The sequence below is a fragment of the Streptomyces sp. CC0208 genome, assembly GCF_003443735.1.
Classification (GTDB): domain Bacteria; phylum Actinomycetota; class Actinomycetes; order Streptomycetales; family Streptomycetaceae; genus Streptomyces; species Streptomyces sviceus.
Map to the genome: position 1 here is coordinate 6,206,112 of NZ_CP031969.1, position 25,575 is coordinate 6,231,686.

The 25,575-nt window shown below is 69.9% G+C and carries 25 protein-coding genes; 15 read left to right on the top strand and 10 right to left on the bottom strand.

Translation table 11 applies throughout. From position 1 onward, the window contains the following. Positions 1-41 precede the first annotated feature (41 nt). Positions 42-695 carry a pirin family protein gene (locus D1369_RS28505; RefSeq protein WP_007381741.1) on the top strand — a complete coding sequence of 218 codons (654 nt, stop codon included), beginning with the start codon at positions 42-44 and terminating at the stop codon, positions 693-695. Here the strand turns inward: D1369_RS28505 and D1369_RS28510 are convergent. Both D1369_RS28510 and D1369_RS28515 read right to left on the bottom strand, forming a co-directional pair. Then, on the bottom strand, positions 692-1,507 hold the full coding sequence (locus tag D1369_RS28510; RefSeq protein ID WP_007381740.1) for a serine hydrolase domain-containing protein: 816 nt from the start codon (positions 1,505-1,507) through the stop codon (positions 692-694). The genes D1369_RS28505 and D1369_RS28510 overlap by 4 nt on opposite strands. 19 nt (positions 1,508-1,526) lie before the next feature. After that, positions 1,527-1,997: an N-acetyltransferase gene (locus tag D1369_RS28515; protein WP_007381739.1), complete on the bottom strand. Its 471-nt coding sequence runs from the start codon at positions 1,995-1,997 to the stop codon at positions 1,527-1,529. Between the two features lie 97 nt (positions 1,998-2,094). On the opposite strand from D1369_RS28515, the gene D1369_RS28520 reads away from it, so the two are divergent. Together D1369_RS28520 and D1369_RS28525 are read left to right on the top strand one after the other, a co-directional pair. Then, on the top strand, positions 2,095-2,559 hold the full coding sequence (locus D1369_RS28520) for a MerR family transcriptional regulator (RefSeq protein ID WP_037899848.1): 465 nt from the start codon (positions 2,095-2,097) through the stop codon (positions 2,557-2,559). Continuing rightward, positions 2,556-3,572 carry an aldo/keto reductase gene (locus D1369_RS28525; protein ID WP_007381737.1) on the top strand — a complete coding sequence of 339 codons (1,017 nt, stop codon included), beginning with the start codon at positions 2,556-2,558 and terminating at the stop codon, positions 3,570-3,572. Before D1369_RS28520 ends, D1369_RS28525 begins: the two co-directional genes overlap by 4 nt. 1 nt (position 3,573) lies before the next feature. Here the strand turns inward: D1369_RS28525 and D1369_RS28530 are convergent, their stop codons facing one another. From D1369_RS28530 to D1369_RS28540, 3 genes are read right to left on the bottom strand one after another with little or no spacing between them, the layout of a single operon-like run. Next, positions 3,574-4,431, bottom strand: coding sequence for a DUF4429 domain-containing protein (locus D1369_RS28530; protein WP_118082673.1), 858 nt, complete (start codon positions 4,429-4,431; stop codon positions 3,574-3,576). 57 nt (positions 4,432-4,488) lie between these two features. Then, the gene (locus tag D1369_RS28535) at positions 4,489-5,706 is read right to left on the bottom strand and encodes an alpha/beta hydrolase (RefSeq protein ID WP_007381734.1); all 1,218 of its coding nucleotides are present in this window, start codon (positions 5,704-5,706) and stop codon (positions 4,489-4,491) included. Positions 5,707-5,760: 54 nt separating this feature from the next. After that, positions 5,761-6,396 carry a TetR family transcriptional regulator gene (locus D1369_RS28540; protein WP_037899847.1) on the bottom strand — a complete coding sequence of 212 codons (636 nt, stop codon included), beginning with the start codon at positions 6,394-6,396 and terminating at the stop codon, positions 5,761-5,763. A gap of 66 nt (positions 6,397-6,462) precedes the next feature. Here D1369_RS28540 and D1369_RS28545 point away from each other — a divergent pair, with 66 nt between their 5' ends. Together D1369_RS28545 and D1369_RS28550 are read left to right on the top strand one after the other, a co-directional pair. Further along, positions 6,463-8,082, top strand: coding sequence for an MFS transporter (locus tag D1369_RS28545; RefSeq protein ID WP_007381732.1), 1,620 nt, complete (start codon positions 6,463-6,465; stop codon positions 8,080-8,082). A 259-nt stretch (positions 8,083-8,341) separates the two neighbouring features. Beyond that, positions 8,342-8,653, top strand: coding sequence for a hypothetical protein (locus tag D1369_RS28550; protein WP_007381731.1), 312 nt, complete (start codon positions 8,342-8,344; stop codon positions 8,651-8,653). Positions 8,654-8,972: 319 nt separating this feature from the next. On the opposite strand, the gene D1369_RS28555 is transcribed toward D1369_RS28550, so the two are convergent. Both D1369_RS28555 and aceE read right to left on the bottom strand, forming a co-directional pair. Next, entirely contained in the window at positions 8,973-9,710 is a 738-nt protein-coding gene (locus tag D1369_RS28555; protein WP_037899846.1) for a potassium channel family protein, read from the bottom strand. Between the two features lie 106 nt (positions 9,711-9,816). Next, complete coding sequence (gene aceE / locus D1369_RS28560; protein WP_007381729.1) at positions 9,817-12,549, bottom strand: pyruvate dehydrogenase (acetyl-transferring), homodimeric type; 2,733 nt, start codon at positions 12,547-12,549, stop codon at positions 9,817-9,819. 358 nt (positions 12,550-12,907) lie between these two features. Between aceE and D1369_RS28565 the strand changes: the two genes are divergently transcribed. From D1369_RS28565 to D1369_RS28590, 6 genes are all read left to right on the top strand, one after another. After that, a complete protein-coding gene (locus tag D1369_RS28565) occupies positions 12,908-13,339 on the top strand; it encodes a DUF3052 domain-containing protein (RefSeq protein ID WP_020116104.1) in 432 nt (143 codons plus the stop codon). A gap of 107 nt (positions 13,340-13,446) precedes the next feature. Next, positions 13,447-13,905, top strand: coding sequence for a peroxiredoxin (locus D1369_RS28570; protein WP_007381727.1), 459 nt, complete (start codon positions 13,447-13,449; stop codon positions 13,903-13,905). 95 nt (positions 13,906-14,000) lie between these two features. Next, positions 14,001-14,576, top strand: coding sequence for a calcium homeostasis/redox stress adaptation protein (locus D1369_RS28575; RefSeq protein WP_007381726.1), 576 nt, complete (start codon positions 14,001-14,003; stop codon positions 14,574-14,576). Between the two features lie 125 nt (positions 14,577-14,701). Next, positions 14,702-15,277, top strand: coding sequence for a TerD family protein (locus D1369_RS28580; protein ID WP_007381725.1), 576 nt, complete (start codon positions 14,702-14,704; stop codon positions 15,275-15,277). Between the two features lie 125 nt (positions 15,278-15,402). After that, entirely contained in the window at positions 15,403-16,551 is a 1,149-nt protein-coding gene (locus tag D1369_RS28585; protein WP_007381724.1) for a DUF475 domain-containing protein, read from the top strand. Between the two features lie 88 nt (positions 16,552-16,639). Then, a complete protein-coding gene (locus tag D1369_RS28590; RefSeq protein WP_007381723.1) occupies positions 16,640-17,377 on the top strand; it encodes a hypothetical protein in 738 nt (245 codons plus the stop codon). A 6-nt stretch (positions 17,378-17,383) separates the two neighbouring features. Here D1369_RS28590 and D1369_RS28595 read toward each other — a convergent pair whose 3' ends face one another. After that, positions 17,384-18,184, bottom strand: coding sequence for a TerD family protein (locus D1369_RS28595; protein ID WP_007381722.1), 801 nt, complete (start codon positions 18,182-18,184; stop codon positions 17,384-17,386). 206 nt (positions 18,185-18,390) lie between these two features. Between D1369_RS28595 and D1369_RS28600 the strand changes: the two genes are divergently transcribed. From D1369_RS28600 to D1369_RS28610, 3 genes are read left to right on the top strand one after another with little or no spacing between them, the layout of a single operon-like run. Further along, complete coding sequence (locus D1369_RS28600; RefSeq protein WP_007381721.1) at positions 18,391-19,554, top strand: HpcH/HpaI aldolase/citrate lyase family protein; 1,164 nt, start codon at positions 18,391-18,393, stop codon at positions 19,552-19,554. A gap of 25 nt (positions 19,555-19,579) precedes the next feature. Then, positions 19,580-22,075: a phosphoribosyltransferase gene (locus D1369_RS28605; protein WP_007381720.1), complete on the top strand. Its 2,496-nt coding sequence runs from the start codon at positions 19,580-19,582 to the stop codon at positions 22,073-22,075. Beyond that, a complete protein-coding gene (locus D1369_RS28610; protein WP_007381719.1) occupies positions 22,075-22,899 on the top strand; it encodes a hypothetical protein in 825 nt (274 codons plus the stop codon). The genes D1369_RS28605 and D1369_RS28610 overlap by 1 nt, the downstream gene beginning before the upstream one ends. On the opposite strand, the gene D1369_RS28615 is transcribed toward D1369_RS28610, so the two are convergent. Together D1369_RS28615 and D1369_RS28620 are read right to left on the bottom strand one after the other, a co-directional pair. After that, positions 22,874-23,500: a DedA family protein gene (locus D1369_RS28615; RefSeq protein WP_007381718.1), complete on the bottom strand. Its 627-nt coding sequence runs from the start codon at positions 23,498-23,500 to the stop codon at positions 22,874-22,876. The two genes, D1369_RS28610 and D1369_RS28615, sit on opposite strands and share 26 nt — an antisense overlap. Before the next feature lie 57 nt (positions 23,501-23,557). Continuing rightward, positions 23,558-23,776: a zinc ribbon domain-containing protein gene (locus D1369_RS28620; RefSeq protein WP_028807445.1), complete on the bottom strand. Its 219-nt coding sequence runs from the start codon at positions 23,774-23,776 to the stop codon at positions 23,558-23,560. A 105-nt stretch (positions 23,777-23,881) separates the two neighbouring features. Here D1369_RS28620 and D1369_RS28625 point away from each other — a divergent pair, with 105 nt between their 5' ends. Beyond that, entirely contained in the window at positions 23,882-25,507 is a 1,626-nt protein-coding gene (locus tag D1369_RS28625) for an alkaline phosphatase D family protein (protein ID WP_007381716.1), read from the top strand. The last annotated feature ends 68 nt before the right edge of the window (positions 25,508-25,575 follow it).

Genomic DNA, 25,575 nt, shown 5'->3' on the forward strand with positions numbered 1-25,575 from the left:
GAGACCCCACCGGCGGCCCGCCCTGGCACTACCGTGGTCCCGTGACGGACGTACGGCGCGCCGCGGAGCGCTACCCAGGCGGGGACCCCGGGACCGGAATCGAGTCGTGGCACGCCTTCTCGTTCGGGCCGCACTACGACCCCGACAACCTCCGGTTCGGCGCGCTGATCGCCTGCAACGAGGAGCGGCTGCTGCCCGGGGCCGGGTTCGACGAACATCCGCACAGCCACACCGAGATCGTGACGTGGGTGGTCGAGGGAGAGCTGACGCACCGGGACTCCACCGGGCACGAGACCGTCGTACGGCCCGGTGACGTCCAGCGGCTGCGCGCCGCGGCGGGCGTCCGGCACGTGGAGCGCAACGACGCCGAGACCCCCCTGACCTTCGTGCAGACCTGGCTGGCGCCCCTGGAGCCCGGCGGCGAGCCGGCGTACGAGATCGTCCGCGGGATCGCCGACTCGACGCCGTACGCGATCCCGGAGGCGGGCGCGATGCTCCACCTACGGCGGCTCGGTGCGGGGGAGCGGACGGCGGTGCCGGACGGGCGCCACCTGTACGTCCATGTCGTGCGGGGCGAAGTGCGGCTGGACGGCGAGGAGTTGGGAGCCGGTGACGCGGCCCGGGTCACCGAGGCCAAGGAACTGGACGTGGTGGCGGTGACGCCGGCCGAACTGCTGGTGTGGGAGATGTCCTAGAGCTCGGCCAGGACGGCGTCGGTGAACACCGGCCACGCCTCGACCGCCCACGGCCCGAACGCGCGGTCCGTCAGCGCCACGCAGGCCGCCCCCGCGTCCGGGTCGATCCACAGGAACGTGCCGGACTGGCCGAAGTGCCCGAAGGTGCGAGGGGACGAGGAACTCCCCGTCCAGTGCGGGGACTTGCCGTCGCGGATGTCGAAGCCGAGGCCCCAGTCGTTGGGATTCTGGTGGCCGTAGCCGGGCAGCACGCCCTTCGTGCCCGGGAACTGGACCGTCATCGCCTCCGCGACCGTACGCGGATCCAGCAGCCTCGGCGCCTGCACCTCCGCCGCGAACCGGAGAAGATCCTCCACCGTCGACACGCCGTCCTTCGCGGGGGAGCCCTCCAGGGACGTCGACGTCATGCCCAGCGGCTCCAGGACCGCCTGCCGCAGATACTCCGCGAACGGGATGTCCGTCGCCTTGGCGACATGGTCGCCGAGCTGTTCGAAGCCCGCGTTCGAGTACAGCCGCCGCTCCCCGGGGGCAGCCGTCACCCGGTGCTCGTCGAAGGCCAGCCCCGAGGTGTGCGCGAGCAGGTGCCGCACTGTCGACCCGCTCGGCCCGGCCGGCTCGTCGAGCTCGACCGCCCCCTCCTCGTACGCGACGAGGACGGCGTACGCGGCGAGCGGCTTGGTGACCGAGGCCAGCGGGAAGCGGTGACCGGCCGGACCGTGGGTGCCGAGGACCGTACCGTCGGCCCGGACCACCCCCGCCGCAGCGGTGGGAACCGGCCAGTTCTCGATCAACGCGAGGCTCTGCAAGGACATGCCGTCGAGCGTAAGCGGCTCAGAGCTTCAGAATCATCGTGGGGTCCGGTTTGTGGACGAAGCCGAGCGAGACGTAGAGCGGCTCGGCCTCCGGGGAGGCGGTCAGCATGACCTGGCCGGCGCCCCGCTCGCGGAACCACGCCAGCAGTTCGTCCATGCACGCGCGCGCGTACCCGCGCCGGCGGGCCTCGGGGTCGGTGGCGACACTGAAGACGTACCCGGCCAGCCCGTGCGGATTGCCCGCCTTGCCGATCCGGTAGTCGACCGTCCCGGCCACCAGCGCGCCCAGCGCCCCCGGCCGGTCCGGGTGGTCCACGACGAAGGCGGCGAAGTCCCCTTCGGCCTCGCGCAGCTTCCTCCGCAGCGACGGCAGCGCCTCGGTGTGCCACGCTGTGGAGGCGTCCCCGCCGGGCAGGGCGTCGATCATCACCTGGCGCAGACGCAGCACTTCCTCGGCGTCCTCGGGCGTGGCACGGCGTACGAGACTCATGGCCCGCACGCTAGCGACCGAGGCTGTGGCGCGTCCTGCCGATTTCTTACCGGTCCCCCTTGCTTGGAGTGCACTCCAAGGCCATAGCGTTGAGGTCATGACGGTGATGGAGACCACAAGTACCAGGACCGACAGCTGTGCCGCCCCGCCGCATGCGCACCGGCGCCCGAACGGCCAGGACAGCTACACGATCAGCGAGGTCGTCGCCTTCACCGGCCTGACCGCGCACACCCTGCGCTGGTACGAGCGCATCGGCCTGATGCCGCACATCGACCGCTCGCACACCGGCCAGCGCCGCTACAGCAACCGTGACCTCGACTGGCTCGACCTCGTCGGCAAGCTCCGGCTCACCGGCATGCCGGTCGCCGACATGGTGCGGTACGCGGAACTGGTGCGCGAGGGCGACCACACGTTCACCGAACGGTTCGAGCTCCTGGAGACGACCCGCCGGGACGTCCTGTCCCGGATCGCGGAACTCCAGGACACGCTCGCCGTTCTCGACCGGAAGATCAGCTTCTACGCCGAAGCCGGTCGCGCCTACGAATCGGAGAAGGCCGGATGACGGACACCACGATCCCCACCGCACAGCTCGGCGACACCGGCCCCACGGTCGGCGTCCAGGGACTCGGCTGCATGGGCATGAGCTTCGCGTACGGCCCCGTGGACGCGGAGGCGTCGCGGGCCACCCTGGAGCGGGCCCTGGAGCTCGGCATCACGCTCTACGACACGGCGGACGCCTACGGCCAGGGGGAGAACGAGAAGTTCCTGTCCCCGTTCTTCAAGGCCCACCGCGACGAGGTCGTGATCGCCACCAAGTTCGCCCTTTCGATACCCCCGGACGACCCGACCCGGCGGATCATCCGCAACGACCCGCCGTACATCCGCCAGGCGGTCGAGGCGAGCCTGAAGCGCCTGGACATCGACGCGATCGACCTCTACTACATGCACCGGCGCGATGTGAACGTGCCGATCGAGGAGTCCGTCGGCACCATGGCCGAGTTGGTGCGCGAGGGCAAGGTCAAGCACCTGGGCCTGAGCGAGGTCACCGCGGCGGAGCTGCGCGCGGCCCAGGCCGTCCACCCCATCGCCGCCGTGCAGTCGGAGTGGTCCCTGTTCAGCCGGGACATCGAGGCCCAGGTGGTCCCGGCCGCCCGCGAACTGGGCGTGGCCCTCGTCCCGTACTCCCCGCTCGGCCGCGGCTTCCTCACCGGCTCCTTCACCAACGCCGACAAGGACCTCACCGCCGACGACTTCCGCCGTCAGCAGCCCCGCTTCACGGGCGACAACGCGGCGGCGAACGCGGCCCTGCTGGAGCCGGTCCGCACGGTCGCCGCGGCCCACGGAGTCTCCCTGGGCCAGGTCGCGCTGGCCTGGGTCCAGCAGCAGACGACGGTCCACGACCTGCCGGTGATCCCGATCCCGGGCACCCGCAAGCCCGGCAGGGTCGAGGAGAACGCGGCGGCGACGGGCATCGAGCTCACGAAGGAGGAGCTGGAGCTGCTGGAGCCGATCGCGGGCCAGGTGGCGGGAGACCGGTACGCGGACATGCGGTTCTCGTCCGCGGGCCGGGAGTGAGCTAGAGCTCCGCCAGCAACTCCGCCTTCTTCACGGAGAACTCCTCGTCGGTGACCAGGCCCGCCTGGTGGAGTTCTCCGAGATGGCGAATCCGTTCGGCGATGTCGGCGGGGTCCCGGCGCGGCGCGGTCGCGGCCGGGACCGCCGCCGCGGGCCCTCGTCGCCGTACGGCCGCGAGGACCGCCGCCGCGAACGGCAGGGACTCGTGGACCGGCCCGTACCCGAGCCCGAACACCACGGCCGCCGGGTCCTGGTCCGCCTGCGCGGGCCCCGGCTCTCCGCGCAGCAGCCGCAGATGGCCCTCGAAGACCTCCGGCGACCGCCACTCGACACCCGTCAGCTCGGACACCGGGAAACTCTGGTCGCCGGCCTTCCACTTCGCCGAGGACGCTCCCGTCCAGAACCAGCGGAACCGCACGGTACTGCCGTCGAAGCTCGCCTTGCCGTCGTACGCCTTGAACTGCAACGGCACCTCGGGCGCCGGTACCAGGAAACGTTCCGCCGGCTCGTCGTCCTCCTTCAGGAGGGCGCGCAGCTCGTCCATGTAGTACTCGGCGAGCGTCTCCTTGTCGGCGGGCAGCACCAGCCGGTAGGGATCGCACCCTTCCTTCAGCTGTCCCGCAGCCGCCTCCATGAGCGGATCCGCCCCGGGCCGCGGCTCGGCGTGCAGCACCACCGTGCCCCGCTTGCCGGGTGTCAGCGTCACCCCGGCGATCGCCTCCAGGGGGATCCGTCGTTCCCCCAGCGCCTGGAAGAGCTTCGGTGTGCGAATCCCCCGTTCGTAGCGGATGAGCACGGAGTCGGAGTCGAACTCCCAGGCGGCATGAAATCCGGCCAGTACGTCACCCATGCGGGTCATCGTATTCGGCACGAGCTCCTTCGTCCCTCCTCGCGCGGACCGCACTTCCTGCGGTCTCTACGCGCGTCCGGCCGTGGCCGTGCCGGACAAACCGGCGCGGCAGGCTTCGTCCTCGTGGGCGCAGTGCACCGAGCGGTACGCGCCAATGCCGATCTCGGCGAAGTTGAGCAGGCTCTCCGTTCCGGGCTCGAAATAACCGGCGTGACCGTCCGCACCCTGCGCGGACAGCACGCGCGCGCCGAACGCGGAGGACACCGGGTCGGCGCCGTGGCCGAGCCCGCCCACCTCCAGGTACGGCACGTCCTGGATCCAGTCGTCGGCGTCCCGCATCGCCCACACCCGCGCGGTGGTGCGCAGATGGGAGGCGTGGGAGACCCGCATCCCGGGGCTGCCGGCCACCGCGATGTCGGCCACCCGGCTGGGCAGTGTGTGCGCGGCGACCCCGCACACCACCGAGCCGTAGCTGTGGCAGAACAGGGAGACGGGCGAGCTGCCGGGCAGCGCGCGCACCAGCGCGTTCAGCCGCACCGCGCCGTTCTCGGCGCGCATCGCGGTGGCCGAGTCGATGCCGAGTCCGGCGGGTGCCGTGTAGTCCGCCCAGGCGATCACCGCCGTACGCGTGGCCGGGCTCGCCTCCCGCTCGGCCCGGTACAGGGCCTGGGCCATGCCGACCGGTGCGGACCAACTGCGGTTGGTGCGCTGGAAGGTGAGCACGTCGGTGTCGACGCCGGGCACCACGACGGAGACCCGCTCCGCCGAGCCGAGATCGCCGAAGACCTCGGCGACCCGGCCGGAGCCGTCGGGGTCGAAGGCGAGGATGTGGCGCTCCGGGGCCGTCAGCGCCTCGAAGCGCTGCATACGGCGGCCCGCCTCCTGCTGACCGGCCGGCGTGAGCCGGGCGTCGTGCATGCGGGTGCGCTCGACGGCACGGGCCTGGAGGAGCGCGAGGCGGTTGGCCTGGTAGCGCAGTGCGACGGGGGCGCCGTTCATGTTGCCGACCGCGAGCGGGTAGCGCTGGGCGAGGCGGACCCGCTCCTGGGAGCTGAGCGAGGCGAAGAAGCGCCCGAGCCGGTCGGGGGCGGTGTCGGGGTCGGGCAGCCGGTGTCCGTGGAGGCGGCCGTGCGACCAGGACTCGAGCGAGGCCTGGAGCTGACCGGCCTCCCGCTCATTGCGCAGCGCGGTCCAGCCGGTGGTCGCCAGCATCACGAACACCACGGCCAGCGCCAGCAGTGCGCGCCAGACGTTGAGTTGCGGGGAGGTGTCGAAGGAAGTCACTGAAAGGACACACTAGGAGAACGGGACGGTCTCGGGTTAATCCAGTGACAGGGATCACAGTTTGGTGTAGGGGCTCCACTTGCCGGTCAGCGCGGGACCCAGCAGTTCGAGGTGGGAGACCGTCAACGCGCGCATCGCCTCCAGGCTGAACTCCCCGTCGGCCGACCACTGCCGTTCCGTCACCCGCATCACTCCGCTGAAGACGGCCACCAGCAGCCTGGGCCGCGGGTCGGTGGCCGCGTCGAGGCCCTCGCGTTCGGCCAGCACCCGTGCGAGCACCTCCTCGACCTCCGCCGAGCGCCGCAGATGCGCGGCGAGGAGCACGGGCGTCGACTCGATCACCCGGTACATGCCCAGGAACCGCTCCACCGGCACGACCGACTCGACGACCTCGTGCAGCGTGTCCCACCCCTGGAGCACGGCCTGGCGCAGCGCCTCCAGCGGGGGTTCGTGCGGCGGACGCGCGCGTACGGAGTCGACGAAGTTGCTCACCGTCATCGCGTCCAGGGCGAGCGCCGCGTCCTCCTTGCCGGCGAAGTAGCGGAAGAAGGTGCGCTGCGAGACCCCGACGGCGTCGGCGATGTCGTCGACGGTCGTCTGCTCGTAGCCCCGGGAGGTGAACAGCTCGATCGCCACCCGCAGCAGTGCCTCCCGGGTGCGCTGTTTCTTGCGTTCGCGGAGTGTTTCCATTGGTGTCAGTTACCGACTTGTGAATTGGTTTGTCAATTGTCAGTGGCTGTCACTAGCCTCGAACACATGACTAGTCAGACCACCATCGACACGACGGGGCCGGGGGACAAGGCGCCACAGTCCCCGTCGGATCAGCCGCCCCTCTCGGGACTGCGCGGCCACCCTTGGCTCACCCTGCTGACCGTGGCCGTCGGGGTCATGATGGTGGCCCTCGACGGCACCATCGTGGCCATCGCCAACCCGGCCATCCAGGCCGACCTCAAGGCGAGCTTCGCGGACGTCCAGTGGATCACCAACGGCTACTTCCTCGCGCTGGCGGTCGCCCTGATCACCGCCGGCAAGCTCGGTGACCGCTTCGGCCACCGCCAGACCTTCCTGATCGGCGTCGTCGGCTTCGGAGCCGCCTCGGGCGCGATCGGACTGTCCAGCTCCATCGCCGCGGTCGTCACCTTCCGCGTTCTGCAAGGCCTGTTCGGCGCCCTGCTGATGCCGGCCGCGCTCGGTCTGCTGCGGGCCACCTTCCCGGCCGAGAAGCTCAACATGGCCATCGGCATCTGGGGCATGGTCATCGGCGCCTCCACCGCCGGCGGCCCGATCCTCGGCGGTGTCCTCGTCGAGCACGTCAACTGGCAGTCGGTGTTCTTCATCAACGTGCCGGTGGGTGCCCTCGCCCTGGTCCTCGGGGTGCTGATCCTCCTCGACCACCGCGCCGAGAACGCCCCGCGCTCCTTCGACCTCCTGGGCATAGCCCTGCTGTCCGCCGCCATGTTCTGCCTGGTGTGGGCGCTCATCAAGGCCCCGACCTGGGGCTGGGGCGACGGACTGACCTGGACCTTCATCGTCGCCTCCGTCGTGGGCTTCGGGCTGTTCGCCTTCTGGGAGACGAAGGTCAAGGAGCCGCTGATCCCGCTCGGGCTGTTCCGTTCGGTGGCGCTGTCGGCGGGTGTGGTGCTCATGGTCCTCATGGCGATCGCGTTCATGGGCGGCCTGTTCTTCGTGACCTTCTATCTCCAGAACGTGCACGGTATGCGCCCGATCGACGCCGGTCTCCACCTGCTCCCGCTCACCGGGATGATGATCGTCGGCTCCCCGCTCGCGGGCGTGCTGATCACCAAGCTCGGCCCGCGGATCCCGCTGGCAGGTGGCATGGCGGCCACCGCGATCGCCATGTACGGCATGTCCACGCTTCAGGCGGACACCGGCAGCGCGCTGATGTCCCTCTGGTTCGCGCTGCTCGGTCTCGGCCTCGCGCCCGTGATGGTCGGCGCCACCGAGGTCATCGTGGGCAACGCGCCCATGGAGCTGTCCGGTGTGGCCGGCGGTCTCCAGCAGGCCGCGATGCAGATCGGCGGCAGCCTCGGTACGGCCGTCCTCGGCGCCGTGATGGCCTCCAAGGTGGACGGCGACCTCGCGGGCAACTGGAAGGACGCGGGGCTGCCGGCGCTGACGCCGGCCCAGCTGGACCAGGCCTCGGAGGCGGTCCAGGTGGGCGTGGCGCCGGTCGCCAAGGGCACCCCGCCGGAGATCGTCGCGAAGATCACCGACGTCGCCCACGACACCTTCATCTCCGGCATGAGCCTCGCGTCCCTGGTCGCCGCGGGAGTCGCCGCGTTCGCGATCCTCGTCGCCCTGCTCACCAAGCGCGGCGAGAACGCGGAGGCGGGTGCGGGGGTCGGCCACATCTGAGGCCTGACGAGACGTCAGCGCACTTCCCCTATCAGGGTGAAGAGGCTAAAGATTTCTCGCCTCCGGTACGCGCCGCAGGTCACAGTAAGTCAAGCCCTCCGCACGGCACGCTCGTACGCCGCGGAGGGCGGACGGCGCTGCGGCGCGCTGCCGGAGGGGGGCGGCGCGCCGCAAGGCCGGAGGATTAACCCCGGAGACCGGGGTACTCGCATCGTTGAACCCGAGATGAACCCAACCAACCAAGGTTCTCAGGGAGTTGATGATGGCGGGCTTCGGACAGGGAACGCGCAGGTACCCCCGATCACGTGGCCGGACGTGGTCACGGACCGGGCCGGATCGCGCGACGCTCGGAATCATCGGAGTCATCTGCGCGATCGCGGGATTCTTCGTACTGGGCATCATCCTCGGCCCCGTCGCGCTCGTCTGCGGCTGGCTCGCCATGGGCCGCACCTGGTCGGGCGCCAACGGTGCCTGGCCCGCTCTGGTCGCCTTCGTACTGGGCGCCATCGACACGCTCCTGGCGATCATCTGGCTCGTCGGAGCGGCCACCCCGGGCAGCGGGATGTTCTGACCCGGGGCGCGTGAGGGAAGGGCCCCCGGTGGGACGACCGGGGGCCCGCCTCACGTCTGCCGACGGCTGCGCGGCTCCCGGGACGCCAGGTGGTCACGCAGCGGGCGCGCGACCCTCGGAATCATCGCCGGGTCCTGGCGGTGACCCCCTGAGGGGTCCGTACCTGCGCGGTCGCGGGCCCGTCTCATGTCTGCCGACGGCTGTGCGGCTCCGGGAGTGTTCCCAGGCGGCCGGCTCGTGACGGGCCGCCTCCGTCCTGGATCCGGAGGTCCCGTCATCCGCGTCTGCGGGGCCGGTCCCGTCCTCGGCGGAGTCCTCCTCAGCCGCCGACAGAGGTTTTGCGCAAGGCCGCCACCTCGGCTCTGAGGGCCCGGACCTCCTCCGTCAGGGCGCGGATCGCCTCCGTCTGCTCCCGTTCCTCCACATCGTCCTTCTCGAAGCGCTCGATGAACCACGCGGCGATGTTCGCGGTCACCACACCCAGCAGGGCGATGCCGGACAGCATGAGCCCGACCGCGATCATGCGGCCCAGGCCGGTCGTCGGGGCGTGGTCGCCGTAGCCCACGGTCGTCATGGTCGTGAAGGACCACCACACCGCGTCACCCAGTGTGCGGATGTTCCCGTTCGGGGAGTCCCGTTCCACCGAGAGCACGGCCAGCGAGCCGAACATCAGCAGCCCGACGACCGCCCCGCCGACGTACGTCGTCACCCTGATCTGCGAGGCCATCCGCGCCCGCCGCCCCACCAGCAGCAGCGTCGAGACGAGCCGCAGCAGGCGCAGGGGCTGTATGAGCGGCACGACCACGGCACACAGGTCCATCCAGTGCTGCCGTACGAATCCGCGGCGGTCCCGCGAGAGCGACAACCGCATGAGGTAGTCGACGGCGAACACCGCCCACACCACCCACTCGACCACCGTGCACGCCGCCGTCAGGGAATGCCCCGCCGAGGTGTCCACGATCGGCACGGCGTAGGCGACGGCGAACAGCACCGCGAGCGCCAGAAGAGGCCGCTGGGTGTGCTGTTCCCAACGGGCCTGCGCCGACTGTTCCGTCATGTCCGCATCGTAGAGAAACGACGGAGGGCGGTGAGGCCGTAGACCCACCGCCCTCCAGGGGCGCGGGGAACTGGCGATCAGTCCCCACACACCCGCAGCCGAACGACTACGCGTCGCCCCCGGCGGCACCGGGGTCCGCAGCCGACACATCCAGCAACTGGTACCGGTCAATGGCCTGCTTCAGCACCGACCGGTCCACCTTGCCCTCCCGCGCCAGCTCCGTCAGCACGCCCACCACGATCGACTGCGCGTCGATGTGGAAGAACCGCCGCGCCGCACCCCGGGTGTCCGCGAAGCCGAACCCGTCGGCGCCCAGCGACTGGTACGTGCCCGGCACCCACCGCGCGATCTGGTCGGGAACCGACCGCATCCAGTCGGAGACGGCCACGAACGGACCCTGTGCCCCGGCCAGCTTCCGCGTCACGTACGGCACCCGCTGCTCCTCCTCCGGGTGCAGCAGGTTGTACTCCTCGCAGGCCACGGCCTCGCGCCGCAGTTCGTTCCAGGAGGTCGCCGACCAGACGTCCGCCTTGACGTCCCACTCCTCGGCGAGGATCTTCTGCGCCTCGACCGCCCACGGCACGGCCACACCGGACGCCATGATCTGCGCCGGGATCGACCCCGAGACGCCCTCGCTGAAGCGGTAGACGCCCTTCAGGATGCCTTCGGCGTCCACGTTCTCCGGCTCGGCCGGGTGCTGGATGGGCTCGTTGTAGACGGTGAGGTAGTAGAAGACGTCCTCACTGTCCGGGCCGTACATCCGGCGCAGACCGTCCTGCACGATGTGCGCGATCTCGAACCCGAACGCCGGGTCGTACGCCACACAGCCCGGGTTGGTCGAGGCGAGCAGCTGCGAGTGGCCGTCCGCGTGCTGGAGACCCTCGCCGGTCAGCGTCGTACGGCCCGCGGTCGCGCCCAGCACGAACCCACGCGCCAGCTGGTCCGACATCTGCCAGAACTGGTCGCCGGTGCGCTGGAAACCGAACATCGAGTAGAAGACGTAGACCGGGATCAGCGGCTCGCCGTGGGTGGCGTACGCCGAACCCGCCGCGATGAGGGAGGCCGTGCAGCCCGCCTCGGAGATGCCGTCGTGCAGCATCTGGCCGGTCGGCGACTCCTTGTACGCGAGCAGCAGCTCCCGGTCGACGGACTCGTACTGCTGGCCGAGCGGGTTGTAGATCTTCGCACTCGGGAAGAACGAGTCCATGCCGAAGGTACGGTACTCGTCCGGCGCGATCAGCACGAACCGCTTGCCGAGCTCCTTGTCCCGCATGAGGTCCTTGAGCAGCCGTACGAAGGCCATGGTGGTGGCGATCGACTGCTGCCCGGAGCCCTTCTTCACGGTCGCGTACGTCTTGTCCTCCGGCAGCGCCAGTGGCTTCGCGCGCACCACACGCGTCGGGACGTAACCACCGAGACCCAGTCGGCGGTCGTGCATGTACTGGATCTCCTCCGAGTCCCGGCCCGGGTGGTAGTAGGGCGGCGCGCCCGACTCCAGCTCCTTGTCGGAGATCGGCAGGTGCAGCCGGTCGCGGAAGCCCTTGAGGTCGTCGACCGTCAGCTTCTTCATCTGGTGCGTGGCGTTGCGGCCCTCGAAGTTCGGGCCCAGGGTCCAGCCCTTGACCGTCTTGGCGAGGATGACCGTCGGCTGGCCGGTGTGCTCGACGGCCGCCTTGAACGCCGCGTAGATCTTCTTGTGGTCGTGACCGCCGCGGCCCAGGTGCAGGATCTGGTCGTCGGTCATGCCCTCGACCATGGCGCGCAGCCGCTGGTCGTCACCGAAGAAGTGGTCGCGGATGTAGGCCCCGGACTCGGTGGCGTAGGTCTGGAACTGTCCGTCCGGCGTGGTGTTCATCCGGTTGACGAGGATGCCGTCGCGGTCCTGCGCGAGCAGCGGGTCCCAGCTCCGGTCCCAGATCAGCTTGATCACGTTCCAGCCGGCGCCCCGGAAGACCGACTCCAGCTCCTGGATGACCTTGCCGTTGCCGCGCACCGGGCCGTCGAGGCGCTGGAGGTTGCAGTTGACGACGAAGGTCAGGTTGTCCAGGCCCTCACGTGCGGCGATGGTCAGCTGGCCGAGCGACTCGGGCTCGTCCATCTCGCCGTCGCCGAGGAACGCCCACACATGGGACTTGCTCGTGTCGGCGATCCCGCGCGCGTGCATGTAGCGGTTCATCCGCGCCTGGTAGATCGCGCCGATCGGGCCGAGACCCATCGACACGGTCGGGAACTCCCAGAAGTCCGGCATCAGCCGCGGGTGCGGGTACGAGGACAGCCCGTGCGGCGCCTTCGACTTCTCCTGGCGGAACGCGTCGAGGTTGTCCTCGCTGAGGCGGTCGAGCAGGAACGCGCGCGCGTAGATGCCCGGGGAGGCGTGGCCCTGGAAGAAGACCTGGTCGCCGCCGTCGCCCTCGTCCTTGCCGCGGAAGAAGTGGTTGAAGCCGACGTCGTAGAGCGACGCGGAGGACGCGAAGGTGGCGATGTGTCCGCCGACGCCGATCCCGGGACGCTGGGCGCGCGAGACCATCACGGCCGCGTTCCACCGGGTGGCGTTCAGGACCTTCCGCTCGATCTCCTCGTTGCCCGGGAAGAACGGCTCAGCCCTGGTCGGGATGGTGTTCACGTAGTCCGTGCTGCGCATCTCGGGCACGGCCACGCGCTTCTCGCGGGCCCGCTCGATGAGCCGCAGCATCAGATAGCGGGCCCGCTCCCGGCCGCGCTCGTCCACGGCGGCGTCGAGGGAGTCGAGCCACTCCTGGGTTTCCTCGGGATCGAAGTCAGGAACCTGACTCGGAAGGCCGCCAATGATGATCGGGTTGCGATCGGATCCGGAAGCCACGCTGTTCCTTACCTGTCAGAGGGCCGTATTTCTGTATGTCTGCACCGCTCCCCATCGTGTACCTCGGGGGGCCAAACGTCATCTCTACTCCGGGGTAACCCAGGGGTCCGTACCCGGGTATGGTTCCCAAACACGCAAAGAGGGCAGAAAGGTGTGGCATGCGTCACGACGTGAGCGCGATGATGTGCCAGGAGTTGGGCGACACGTTCCGGAACGTCACCGTTTCGGCGGTCTGAAACGCCGGGTACTTGCGCGATCCGCCCCGCCCGTGTGGACTACGGCCAATGCTTCGCGCACGCGCGTGGCTGAGACTCCCCCGTGGGGGACCCCCATCAAAGACAAGACCAGGAGGCAACCCGTGAGCGCGACCGCGGACCACGCGGAGACGAGCCCTGCCGTGAGGCTGGGGTTCCAGCCCGAGCAGGTGGTCCAGGAGATCGGCTACGACGACGACGTAGACCAGGAACTCCGCGAGGCCATCGAGCAAGTCATCGGCAGCGACCTTGTGGACGAGGATTACGACGACGTCGCCGATGCCGTGGTGCTCTGGTTCCGTGACGAGGACGGCGACCTGACCGATGTGCTGGTGGACGCCACCACGTACATCGAGGAGGGCGGCTCGATCCTGTTGCTGACGCCGAAGACCGGCCGGGACGGCTACGTGGAGCCGAGTGACATCTCCGAAGCCGCGACGACGGCAGGCCTGTCCGCCTCCAAGAGCGTCAGTGTGGGCAAGGACTGGAGTGGCAGCCGGCTGGTGACGCCCAAGGCGGCCAAGTCCAAGAAGTAGCCCGAGGGGACCGGACGGGCCGCCACCGGCCCGTCCGCTTTCCCGCGGTGATCGCTGCGTAGGGTGGGCGTGTCACTCGAACAGCCCCCCGAAGGGACATCCACGCGATGGCGATCCAGGTCGGCGAAAAGGCCCCCGACTTCGAGCTCAAGGACAACCACGGCCGGACCGTGAAGCTGTCCGACTTCCGCGGCGCCCAGAACGTCGTGCTGCTCTTCTACCCCTTCGCCTTCACCGGCGTCTGCACCGGTGAGCTGTGCGAGCTGCGTGACAACCTGCCGCAGTTCTCCGACCGCGACACGCAGCTGCTCGCCGTCTCCAACGACTCCATCCACACCCTGCGCGTCTTCGCCGAGCAGGAGGGCCTGGAGTACCCGCTGCTCAGCGACTTCTGGCCGCACGGCGAGGTCTCCCGGGCCTACGGCGTCTTCGCCGAGGACAAGGGCTGCGCGGTGCGCGGCACCTTCGTCATCGACAAGGAGGGCGTGGTGCGCTGGACCGTCGTCAACGCCCTGCCGGACGCCCGCGACCTGAACGAGTACGTGAAGGCGCTCGACACCCTGTGATTGTTCGCCTCCAGGGACTGCGTGGGCGGGGAACCCGTCACTAGGATCGAAACGTTGATCCGGCAGCATCAGAAACAGCAACCTATGGAGGACTCGTGGGAGTCAGCCTCAGCAAGGGCGGCAACGTATCGCTGACCAAGGAGGCCCCGGGCCTGACCGCGGTCATCGTCGGTCTGGGGTGGGACGTCCGCACCACGACCGGCACCGACTTCGACCTGGACGCCAGCGCGCTGCTGCTGAACGCGGCCGGCAAGGTCGCCAGCGACGCGAACTTCGTCTTCTTCAACAACCTCAAGAGCGCGGACGGCTCCGTCGAGCACACCGGTGACAACATCACCGGTGAGGGCGAGGGCGACGACGAGCAGATCAAGGTCAACCTCGCCGCCGTCCCGGCCGACGTCGACAAGATCGTGTTCCCGGTCTCGATCTACGACGCCGAGAACCGCCAGCAGTCCTTCGGCCAGGTGCGCAACGCGTTCATCCGCGTCGTGAACCAGGCCGGCGAGGCGGAGATCGCGCGCTACGACCTCTCCGAGGACGCGTCCACCGAGACGGCCATGGTCTTCGGCGAGCTCTACCGCAACGGCGCGGAGTGGAAGTTCCGCGCCATCGGCCAGGGCTACGCCTCGGGCCTGCGCGGCATCGCCCAGGACTTCGGCGTCAACGTCTAGGACCTGATCCCCGGGCAGGCCCTCGGACCGGCCCCGGCCCTTTTCGTCCGGCGCCGCACGGTTTGCGTGCGGCGCCGGACGTGCAGGAACAGCACAGAAACACACTCTCGGGGAGGGAACAGCACATGGGCGTCACGCTCGCCAAGGGAGGGAACGTCTCCCTGTCCAAGGCCGCCCCCAACCTCACCCAGGTGATGGTCGGACTCGGCTGGGACGCGCGCTCCACCACCGGAGCCGACTTCGACCTCGACGCCAGCGCCCTGATGTGCAGCAGCGGGCGGGTCCTGGGTGACGAGTACTTCGTCTTCTACAACCAGCTCAAGAGCCCGGACGGCTCGGTCGAGCACACCGGCGACAACCTCACCGGTGAGGGCGAGGGCGACGACGAGTCGATCCTGGTCGACCTCTCCCGGGTGCCGGACCGGTGCGACAAGATCGTCTTTCCGGTGTCGATCCACGACGCCGACAACCGCGGCCAGACCTTCGGCCAGGTCAGCAACGCCTTCATTCGCGTGGTCAACCAGGCCGACGGCCAGGAACTGGCCCGCTACGACCTCTCCGAGGACGCCTCCACCGAGACCGCGATGATCTTCGGCGAGCTCTACCGCTACCAGGGCGAGTGGAAGTTCAGGGCGGTGGGGCAGGGGTACGCATCGGGCCTGAGGGGCATCGCCCTCGACTTCGGGGTCAACGTCTCGTAACGCGATATGAGCAAAAGCCGGGGCCGGGTCGGGCTTCGAAGGTGCCCGACTACACTTCGCTTCAAAGTTTCGTAAAGCCGAGTGCGGCACGGGGGAATCCCGTACACGTACGGATTGGGTAGCCAGTGGTTCTCAAAACCTTCGGCTGGTCGTTCGCGGTCACCGCGCTCGGCTTGGTCGCTGCGGTCCTCTACGGGGGGTGGGAGGGCTTCGGTGTCGTGGCGATCCTCTCCATCCTCGAGATCTCCCTGTCGTTCGACAACGCGGTGGTCAACGCCGGAATCCTGAAGAAGATGAACGCCTTCTGGCAGCGCATCTTCCTCACCGTGGGCGTCCTGATCGCCGTGTTCGGCATGCGGCTGGTCTTCCCCGTCGTGATCGTCGCGATCAGCGCCAAGATGGGGCCCATCGAGGCGGTCGACCTCGCCCTGAACAACAAGGACCACTACCAGGAGCTGGTCACCGACGCGCACCCGGCGATCGCCGCGTTCGGTGGCATGTTCCTGCTGATGATCTTCCTGGACTTCATCTTCGAGGACCGGGACATCCAGTGGTTGCGCTGGATCGAGCGGCCGCTGGCCAAGCTCGGCAAGGTCGACATGCTGTCGGTCTGCATCGCGCTGGTCGTCCTCCTGATCACCGCCTTCACCTTCGCGACCCACGCCCACCAGCACGGCGGCGCGCATGTCGACAAGGCGCAGACCGTCCTGATCTCCGGTATCGCGGGTCTGATCACGTACATGGTGGTCGGCGGACTCTCCGGCTACTTCGAGGACAAGCTCGAAGAGGACGAGGAACGCGAGCACGAGGAGGAGGAACGGGCCGAGCGCGAGGGCAAGTCCAAGTCGGCGGTCCTGATGGCCGGCAAGGCCGCGTTCTTCATGTTCCTCTACCTGGAGGTCCTGGACGCCTCCTTCTCCTTCGACGGTGTGATCGGCGCGTTCGCCATCACCAACGACATCGTCCTGATGGCCCTGGGCCTGGGCATCGGCGCGATGTACGTCCGGTCCCTGACCGTGTACCTGGTCCGCCAGGGCACCCTCGACGACTACGTCTACCTGGAGCACGGCGCCCACTACGCGATCGGCGCCCTCGCCGTGATCCTCATGGTCACCATCCAGTACGAGATCCACGAGATCATCACCGGCCTGGTCGGGGTCCTCCTGATCGGCTGGTCCTTCCTGTCCTCCGTACGGCGCAACAGGGCGCTCGCGGCCGCGGAGGGAAAAGCCCAGGGCTCGGACGAGAAGACTGAGGTCTCGTCCGGGGTGTGACACCCTTCCTGGTGAGGAACGCTCTGAGCGGGGCGGCCGGGCTCCGGCCGCCCCGCCGGTTTTCTCCACAGTGAACAGGGGGGCGGGAATGGGCTTCTTGGACGGACTCCGGGGCGGCCGCGAGGTCCACTTCGACTCGGGCAGCGCGGCCAGCAACGCCATAGAGCTGACCAAGCGGCACAACCGGGTCTCGCTCACCAAGCAGGGCGCGGCGACCGGGAACCTCCGCGTCAACCTGACCTGGCGGATGCGGACCTCCGACATCGGCGGCTCCCAGCGGGAGTCGCTGCTGCGGCACCCCTTCAAGGCGCTCAAGCCGCCGGAGGTCCTCGGGCACAGCCAGAGCATGGTCAACGTCGACCTCGACCTCGGCTGCCTGTACGAGCTGGCCGACGGCACCAAGGGGGTCGTCCAGCCCCTCGGCGGCCTGCTCGGGGACGTCAACGCGCCGCCGTACGTGAAGCTCAGCGGGGACGACCGGTTCGGCTCGGCGTCCGGCGAGACGATGTACGTCAACCTCGACCACCGGGACCAGATCAAGCGGCTGCTGGTCTTCGTGTACATCTACGACCAGACGCCGGCGTTCGACCGCACGCACGCGATCGTGACGCTGTACCCGAGCAACGGGCCGCGCATCGAGATAGGCCTCGACGAGCGCCACCCTCAGGCCCGGTCCTGCGCCGTCGTGATGATCGAGAACGTCAAGGGCGAGCTCATCGTGCGGCGCGAGGTGCAGTTCGTGTACGGGTTCCAGGGCGAGCTGGACCGGTTGTACGGGTGGGGCTTGCAGTGGGGACGGGGATACAAGTCGAAGGCGGACCGGTGAGCGCCGCTACCGCCCGATGAACTGCGGTCCCTGGGGAGGCATGCGGAACTCCGCGCCCGCCGGGACCGCGGGCACCGGGTGCGGGTAGCCGTAGCCGGACGCCGCTGCCACGGGGGCCGTGGCCGGGGTCGGCGACTGGGGGTAGCCGTAGGCCGCCTGGGTGGGGACCGAGGAGGCCGACTGGGCCGGCTGCTCCGGGGGAAGCGGGAAGGACGTGGGCTCGGGCTGGGACGGGGTCTGTGCGGAGTCGGACTCGTCCACCACGATGCCGTAGTCCGTGGCCAGGCCCTGCAGACCCTCCACGTAGCCCTCGCCCAGGGCGCGGAACTTCCAGCCCTCGCCGCGGCGGTACAGCTCGCCGCAGATCAGGGCCGTCTCCCTGCCCGTCTCCGGTTTGATGTCGAAGGAGACCAGCGGCTCGCCGTCGGCGACCGAGGCGTCGTACAGCAGGATGCACAGACCCCGCACCCGGCCGAAGGTGGCGTCCTCCGCGGACGTGTCGTCCGTCGAGGCCACGAGGAGAATCTGGCTGACGTCGGGCTCGACACCGGCGAGATCTGTCTGGATCGTGTCGGTGGGGCCCTCGGCGACGCGTTTCTTGCCGAGAAGCCAGACCTTCCCGGAGGGGTGCCGGGGCTGGTTGTAGAAGACGAAGTCCTCGTCGGACCGCACACGGCCGTCGGGGCCGAGGAGCAGCGCCGAGGCGTCGACGACCGGGACCCCCTGCCCGGGTGCCCAGCGCAGCACGGCGCGTACCGTGGTGGCTTCCAGCGGGACGTTCGACCCCTTCAGCATGGCGTGCGTCATGCGGTCATCCTGCCCTCTCGGTTCTGGTCACGACAATGCGGGGGTGCGGGAGAGCGGTTCATGTCGTACCGGTGTCGGCATGGTCGTGTTTGCCTGCGTTACCTGAAATTCATGACCGGTGGGAACCTCGTACATGGGTACCTACGTACTATTACCGGCCACCTGTGAACGGCTCGCAGGCGGCACAGCCATCACGGGGGAGTCATATGCGTCATTTCGGGCACATCGCCCCGGAGGTGCGTCAGCGCCTCTTCCACCAGGAGCCCTGTGAGTTCACCGCGGACTCCCCGTCCCGGCTGCTCTCCGCGGCCCTGGGGGCCACGCTCTACAGTCCGGCCACGCGGCCGCGCCTCGCCGACGACATCGTCAAGCAGGCTGGGCTCGGCGTGGTCTCGATGGTGCTGTGCCTGGAAGACTCGATCGGTGACGAGGACGTCGTCGCGGGTGAGGAGAACCTCGTCCGGCAGTTCACGGACCTGGCGGAACGGCAGGGGCATCTCCCGCTGCTCTTCATCCGGGTCCGTGCCCCCGAGCAGATCCCCGATCTCGTACGCCGGCTCGGTCCCGCGGTCCGGCTGCTGTCCGGATTCGTGCTCCCGAAGTTCACCGAGGAGCGCGGCATCCCCTTCCTGGAGGCCCTCTCCGTCGCCGAGGCCGCGAGCGGGCACCGGCTGTTCGCGATGCCGGTGCTGGAGTCGCCGGAGCTGCTCTACCGGGAGACGCGCGTAGAGACCCTGGAGGGCATCGCCCGCGCGGTCGACAAGTACCGCGAGCGGGTCCTGGCCCTGCGCCTCGGCGTCACCGACTTCTGCTCCTCCTACGGCCTGCGCCGCGCCCCCGACATGACCGCCTGGGACGTCCAGATCGTCGCCTCCGTGATCGCCGACGTGGTGAACATGCTGGGCCGCGCCGACGGCACCGGGTTCACCGTGACCGGGCCGGTCTGGGAGTACTTCCGGGTCCAGGAGCGCATGTTCAAGCCGCAGCTGCGCCGCAGCCCCTTCCTGGAGGGCCAGGCCGAGGAACTGCGCGAGGCCCTCATCGAGCACGCCATGGACGGCCTGCTGCGCGAGATCACCCTCGACCAGGCCAACGGCCTGCTCGGCAAGACCTGCATCCACCCCTCCCATGTGCTGCCCGTGCACGCGCTGTCCGTGGTCAGCCACGAGGAGTTCAGCGACGCGCAGGACATCCTGCGCCCCGAGCGGGGCGGCGGCGGAGTGCTGAGGTCGCAGTACACGAACAAGATGAACGAAGTGAAGCCGCATCGCGCCTGGGCCGAGCGGACCCTGCTGCGCGCCGAGGTCTTCGGGGTGGCCAACGAGGACATCGGCTTCGTGGAGCTGCTCGCCGCCGGAATCTCCGGCTGATCATTCCGTGGACACCAAGGGACGCATGAACAAGGCAGTGAACGACGGGACGCCGGGCCGGATCTGGTCGGGGACGTGGGTCGCCGACCGGCTCGGCGTCGAACTCGTGGGCGACGACCGGCTGACCGACCTGCTGGGGCTGGCCCTGCGCCGCAATCCCAAGCGGGCCCATCTGCTGGTCTCCCACGTGCTAGGCAAACACGTCCCGCAGTCCCCGTCGGTGGTCTACGGCCATGGCTTCTCCCTGGGCCGCCGGGTGCGCGACCTGCTGGGCGACGAGGAGGCGGCCCGGGCGGTCGTCCTCGGCTACGCGGAGACGGCGACGGGCCTCGGCCACTGTGTCGCCGACGGCATCGCCCTCGCCCCCTACCTCCACTCCACCCGCCGCCCGGTCCCCGGCGTGGCCCCCGCGGGCGGCTTCGAGGAGTCCCACTCCCACGCCACGAGCCATCTGCTCCTCCCGGAGGACCCTGCGCTCCTGGCCGGCGACGGCCCCCTGGTCCTGGTCGACGACGAGTTCTCGACGGGCAACACGGTCCTGAACACGATCAGGGATCTGCACGAGCGGTATCCGAGGGACCGGTACGTGGTGGTCGCGTTGGTGGACATGCGGTCGGAGGAGGACGCGGGGCGGCTGGAGGATTTCGCGCGGGAGATAGGGGCGCGGGTGGAGCTGGTGGCGGCTGCATCGGGCACCGTAAGCCTGCCCGAAGGGGTCTTGGAGAAGGGCCAGGACCTTGTAGCCAGGTTCGAGGTGACTGACCCAGGGGCGCGGGGCTGTATCGAATCTGCGGCTACCGCCGCGCGGGCGCGACCAGCCCCCACGAACCCGCACCCGGCATACCACCGTGTTGACCTGTCGTGGCCCCGAGACCTCCCCGACGGAGGTCGTCACGGTTTCGCTCCGGCACACCGAATACGCCTGGAGAACGAACTCCCGGCGATGGCCGCAAGGCTCGCCGAAACGCTGCCCCACGGCGCACACCGCGTGCACATCCTCGGCTTCGAAGAGCTGATGTACGCCCCCCTCAGACTCGCCCGCGAACTCGAACAGTGCGCTCAGGACACCGAGTTCACCTACTCCACCACTACCCGCTCACCCGTCCTCGCCGTGGACGACCCGGGATACGCGATCCGCACGCGTCTCACCTTCCCCGCCCACGACAACCCGGCCGACGGCCCCGGCGACCGCTACGCCTACAACGTCGCCGGCGCCGGCTTCGACGCGGTGGTCGTGGTCGTCGACTCCACCGCCGACACCCCCGAACTGCACGCCCCCGACGGCCTCCTGGCACGGCTCGCCGAACACACCCCGCACGTCACCCTCGCGGTCGTCCCCAGCTACACCCCCGAAAGGCCCTCCATGCTCCCCGAGCCCCTCCGTGGCCCCGCCTTCTCCTCCTATGCCCCGGAGGACGTCGGCTGGCTGCTCCAGGACCTCTCGGACGTCACGCTGGAGGCGCCGACCGAGGAGCGCGAGGAGGCAATCCAGAGCGGCGGCGCGCACTACGCGGAGTCGCTGCCGATGGAGTACCAGCCGAGCGACCAGTACCAGGAGCTGTTCCGGACGGCCCTCGACGAGTCCTCGGCGAGGCTCGCCCAGGCCGTCGGCGCGGTCACGGAGATCGTGCTCCAGGAGCGCTCGCCCCGCCCCGTCCTCGTCTCGCTCGCCCGCGCCGGCACCCCCGTCGGCGTCCTGATGCGCCGCTGGGGGCAGTTCCGCCACGGTCTCGACCTGCCGCACTACGCCGTCTCGATCGTCCGCGGCCGCGGCATCGACGCCAACGCCCTGCGCTGGCTGGCCGACCACCACGACCCGGCCGATGTCGTCTTCGTGGACGGCTGGACCGGCAAGGGCGCGATCACGCGTGAACTGACGGAAGCGGTGCGGAAGTTCGAGGCCGAGGGCGGCCCCGCCGGCTTCGATCCGGAGATCGCCGTACTCGCCGACCCGGGCTCGTGCGTGCGGACGTACGGCACCCGTGAGGACTTCCTCATCCCCTCCGCCTGCCTCAACTCCACGGTGTCGGGCCTGATCTCGCGCACGGTCCTGCGCGCGGACCTGGTCGGCCCGGACGACTTCCACGGCGCGAAGTTCTACCGCGAACTCGCGGGCGCGGACGTGTCGGTGGACTTCCTGGACGCCGTCGCGGCCCGTTTCCCCGAGGTCGTGGACGCCGTTGACGCCACCGTGAAGGAACTGCTGGCCGGCGACCGCGAACCCACCTGGGAGGGCTGGGCCGCCGTCGAACGCATCAGTGAGGAGTACGGCATCCACGACGTCAACCTCGTCAAGCCGGGCGTCGGCGAGACCACCCGGGTGCTGCTGCGCCGGGTGCCCTGGAAGATCCTGGCCAGGGCCGGTGCGGGCGCGGACCTGGACCACGTACGCCTGTTGGCCGAGCAGAGAGGTGTCCCGGTGGAAGAGGTCGCCGAACTCCCTTACACGTGCGTGGGGTTGATCCACCCCAAGTACACGCGGGGCGCGACGGGCGCCGACGGCAAGTCGGTGACCCTCTGATGGCGGCCCAGGCTCCGGTGCTGGTCGCGAGCGACCTCGACCGTACGCTCATCTACTCGGCCGCCGCCCTCGCGCTGACCATGCCGGACGCGCGGGCGCCCCGGCTGCTCTGTGTCGAGGTGCACGAGAGCCGGCCGCTGTCGTACATGACGGAGACCGCGGCGGGACTGCTCTGCGAGCTCGGGGACGCGGCGGTCTTCGTGCCGACGACGACCCGTACCCGTAAGCAGTACCAGCGCATCAACCTGCCCGGCCCGCCGCCCGCCTACGCGATCTGCGCGAACGGCGGCCATCTGCTGGTCGACGGCGTCACCGACCTCGACTGGCACGAGCGGGTCACCGCCCGCCTCGCCGACGAATGCGCGCCGCTCGCCGAGGTCAGCGCGCACCTCCAGGCAACGACCGACCCTCTGTGGGTGCGCAAGCACCGGATCGCCGAGGACCTCTTCGCCTACCTCGTTGTCGAGCGCGAACTGCTGCCGGAGGACTGGGTGAAGGAGCTCGCGGTGTGGGCCGAGAGCCGCGGCTGGACGGTCTCCCTCCAGGGCCGCAAGATCTACGCCGTTCCCAAGCCGCTCACCAAGAGCGCGGCCGTGCGCGAGGTGGCCCGGCGTACCGGGGCCGCCCTGACGCTGGCCGCGGGCGACTCCCTGCTCGACGCCGACCTGCTCCTCGCGGCCGACCGGGGCTGGCGGCCGGGGCACGGCGAGCTGGCGGACGAGAACTGGACCGCTCCGGCGATCACCGCGCTGCCGGAGCGGGGCGTGCTGGCGGGGGAGCGGATCCTGCGGGAGCTGCTCAGGACGGCTCGGACGCCTCAGTAGACGAGGGCCGCCGCAGCAGTCGTACGGCGACGAACGCCACGACCGCGAGCGCGGCGGCCACCAGGACGACCTTCGAGTAGGCGGACACGACGTCGGTGACCTGGGTCCAGTTGGCGCCCAGGGCGTGGCCCGCGAGGACGAACGCCGTGTTCCACAGAGCGCTGCCCAGTGTGGTGAGCGTCAGGAACACCGGCAGCGGCATGCGTTCGACGCCGGCCGGGATCGAGACGAGGCTGCGGAAGACCGGGATCATCCGGCCGAAGAACACCGCCTTGGTGCCGTGCCGCAGGAACCAGGCCTCGGTCCGCTCGATGTCCGCGGCCTTGACGAGCGGCAGCCGGGCCGCGAGTGCCACCGTGCGGTCCCGGCCGAGGAGCGCGCCGACGCCGTAGAGCGCGAGGGCGCCGATCACCGAGCCCGCCGTCGTCCACAGCAGCACGGCGACCAGGCTCATCCGGCCGGTGCTCGCCGCGAAGCCCGCGAGCGGCAGGATCGCCTCGCTCGGGAGGGGCGGGAAGAGGTTCTCCAGGGCGATGGCGACCCCGGCCCCGGGCGCGCCGAGGGTGTCCATGAGGCCGTTGACCCAGTCGATGGCTGACATGGGCCCACGCTAGGGACACGGACCTGAAGGCAGCCTGAAGAAGCGTCCGTACGGCGGTCAGCCGCAGCAACCGCCGCCGCAGCACCCTCCGCCGCCGCCCGCCTGGGGGGCCGGGGCCGACGCGGACGCCGAGCCGCCCACCGCCACCGTCGACAGGAGCTTCACGGTGTCGTCGTGGCCGGCCGGGCAGTCGGCGGGGGCGGAGGACTCGGCCATGGGGCGGCTGAGTTCGAAGGTGTCGCCGCAGGTCCGGCAGCGGTATTCGTAGCGAGGCATGAACACAGGTTAACCGGCGCTCCGACAGGCATGTCCGAAATCTGATCATTGTCTGGTTAGCATGCGGGGGTTCTCTGCCGGCGATCAACCGCGGGAGGAGCCCCCTTGGCTTCGCGACACAACCCCGAACTGCGCGCTGCCGCACGGCACGTGGGGCGGCGGCGGTTTCTCACGGTCACCGCGGCGGCCGCCGCCCTCGCGTTCAGCACCAACCTGCCGGCCCGGGGTGCTGCCGGCTCCCGCGAACTCGACGCGACGCGGATCGACAGTGACCCGTTCACGCTCGGCGTCGCCTCCGGGGACCCGTTGCCCGGCTCCGTGCTGCTGTGGACCCGGCTCGCCCCCGCCCCGTTCGAGCCCGACGGCGGTCTGCCCCAGCAGTTCGTCGTCGTCGAGTGGGAGCTGGCCTCCGACGAGAGCTTCAGCGCCCCCGTCCGCAGCGGCACGGCCGTCGCCTATCCGGAGTACCACCACACCCTGCACGTCGACGTCGACGGGCTCGATTCCGACCGGGTCTACCACTACCGCTTCAAGACCGGCACCTGGATCAGCGAGACGGGCCGTACCCGCACGGCACCGGCCACCACGGCCGCCGCCGCGTCCCTCACCTACGCCGCCGTCTCCTGCCAGGCCTACCACGACGGGTACTACACGGCGCACCGCCATCTCTCCCAGGACGACGTCGACGTGGTCCTCCACCTCGGCGACTACCTGTACGAGTACGCCGTGAACTCCGCGGGCGGTCAGCGCGCGTACACCGACCGGAAGCTGCCCGCCCTCTTCAACCGCGAGACCATGACCCTGGAGGACTACCGGCTGCGCTACGCCCTCTACAAGAGCGACCCGGACCTCAGGGCGGTCCACGCGGCGCACCCCTTCGTCGTCACCTGGGACGACCACGAGGTCGAGAACAACTACGCGGGCGCCATCAGCGAGAACGACGACCCGCCGGAGGAGTTCCTGCTGCGCCGCGCCGCCGCCTACCGGGCCTACTGGGAGAACCAGCCGCTGCGCGCCGCACAACAGCCCAGCGGCCCCGACGCCCGGCTCTACCGCCGGCTCCAGTGGGGCACGCTCGCCCAGTTCGACGTCCTCGACACCCGGCAGTACCGCTCCGACCAGGTGTACGCGGACACCAAGCACACCGGCGGCCCCCTGCAGGACGACCCGGCGCGCACCATCACCGGGGCGGCGCAGGAGAGCTGGCTGATCGACGGCTGGCGTGCCACGCAGGCCCTGTGGAACGTGATGCCGCAACAGGTCTGCTTCTCCCAGCGCAAACTCGACCTCACCGCGGAACCCAAGATGTCCATGGACGCCTGGGACGGCTACCGGGCCTCGCGCCGCAGGATCCTCGACGGCGCGAAATCGGCCGGGGTCGAGAACCTGGTGGTGATGACCGGGGACCTGCACGCGGCGTACGCCTTCGACATCAAGGACGACTTCGACGACCCGGCCTCCCGGACCCTCGGCACGGAGTTCACCGCCACGTCGGTCGCGAGCGGGCGGGACGGCGCCGAGAAGCCCTCCACGTGGGACACGTACCTCAAGGCCAATCCGCATCTGAAGTTCTACGACGGGCGCCGCGGCTATGTGCGGGTCACCCTCGACCGGCAGAAGGCGCGGGCCGACTTCAGGACCGTGTCCGCCGTGACGACTCCGGGTGCGCCGATCTCGACCGCCGCGTCCTTCGTGACGGAGGCGGGCGACCCCGGCCTCAAGCCTGGCTGACGTACCCGGCCCGGCGGCCCGGCGGCATCCCCTGCTCCGCCGGGCGGCCCCCTCTTGTCGTCCGATGC

Excerpts from the sequence above, each read along its gene's own strand:
- D1369_RS28510 (WP_007381740.1), bottom strand. The coding sequence starts at position 1,507 with ATGTCCTTGCAGAGCCTCGCGTTGATCGAGAACTGGCCGGTTCCCACC.
- D1369_RS28515 (WP_007381739.1), bottom strand. The coding sequence starts at position 1,997 with ATGAGTCTCGTACGCCGTGCCACGCCCGAGGACGCCGAGGAAGTGCTG.
- D1369_RS28520 (WP_037899848.1), top strand. The coding sequence starts at position 2,095 with ATGACGGTGATGGAGACCACAAGTACCAGGACCGACAGCTGTGCCGCC.
- D1369_RS28525 (WP_007381737.1), top strand. The coding sequence starts at position 2,556 with ATGACGGACACCACGATCCCCACCGCACAGCTCGGCGACACCGGCCCC.
- D1369_RS28530 (WP_118082673.1), bottom strand. The coding sequence starts at position 4,431 with ATGACCCGCATGGGTGACGTACTGGCCGGATTTCATGCCGCCTGGGAG.
- D1369_RS28540 (WP_037899847.1), bottom strand. The coding sequence starts at position 6,396 with ATGGAAACACTCCGCGAACGCAAGAAACAGCGCACCCGGGAGGCACTG.
- D1369_RS28545 (WP_007381732.1), top strand. The coding sequence starts at position 6,463 with ATGACTAGTCAGACCACCATCGACACGACGGGGCCGGGGGACAAGGCG.
- D1369_RS28550 (WP_007381731.1), top strand. The coding sequence starts at position 8,342 with ATGATGGCGGGCTTCGGACAGGGAACGCGCAGGTACCCCCGATCACGT.
- D1369_RS28555 (WP_037899846.1), bottom strand. The coding sequence starts at position 9,710 with ATGACGGAACAGTCGGCGCAGGCCCGTTGGGAACAGCACACCCAGCGG.
- D1369_RS28570 (WP_007381727.1), top strand. The coding sequence starts at position 13,447 with ATGGCGATCCAGGTCGGCGAAAAGGCCCCCGACTTCGAGCTCAAGGAC.
- D1369_RS28580 (WP_007381725.1), top strand. The coding sequence starts at position 14,702 with ATGGGCGTCACGCTCGCCAAGGGAGGGAACGTCTCCCTGTCCAAGGCC.
- D1369_RS28590 (WP_007381723.1), top strand. The coding sequence starts at position 16,640 with ATGGGCTTCTTGGACGGACTCCGGGGCGGCCGCGAGGTCCACTTCGAC.
- D1369_RS28595 (WP_007381722.1), bottom strand. The coding sequence starts at position 18,184 with ATGACGCACGCCATGCTGAAGGGGTCGAACGTCCCGCTGGAAGCCACC.
- D1369_RS28600 (WP_007381721.1), top strand. The coding sequence starts at position 18,391 with ATGCGTCATTTCGGGCACATCGCCCCGGAGGTGCGTCAGCGCCTCTTC.
- D1369_RS28605 (WP_007381720.1), top strand. The coding sequence starts at position 19,580 with ATGAACAAGGCAGTGAACGACGGGACGCCGGGCCGGATCTGGTCGGGG.
- D1369_RS28610 (WP_007381719.1), top strand. The coding sequence starts at position 22,075 with ATGGCGGCCCAGGCTCCGGTGCTGGTCGCGAGCGACCTCGACCGTACG.
- D1369_RS28615 (WP_007381718.1), bottom strand. The coding sequence starts at position 23,500 with ATGTCAGCCATCGACTGGGTCAACGGCCTCATGGACACCCTCGGCGCG.
- D1369_RS28620 (WP_028807445.1), bottom strand. The coding sequence starts at position 23,776 with ATGCCTCGCTACGAATACCGCTGCCGGACCTGCGGCGACACCTTCGAA.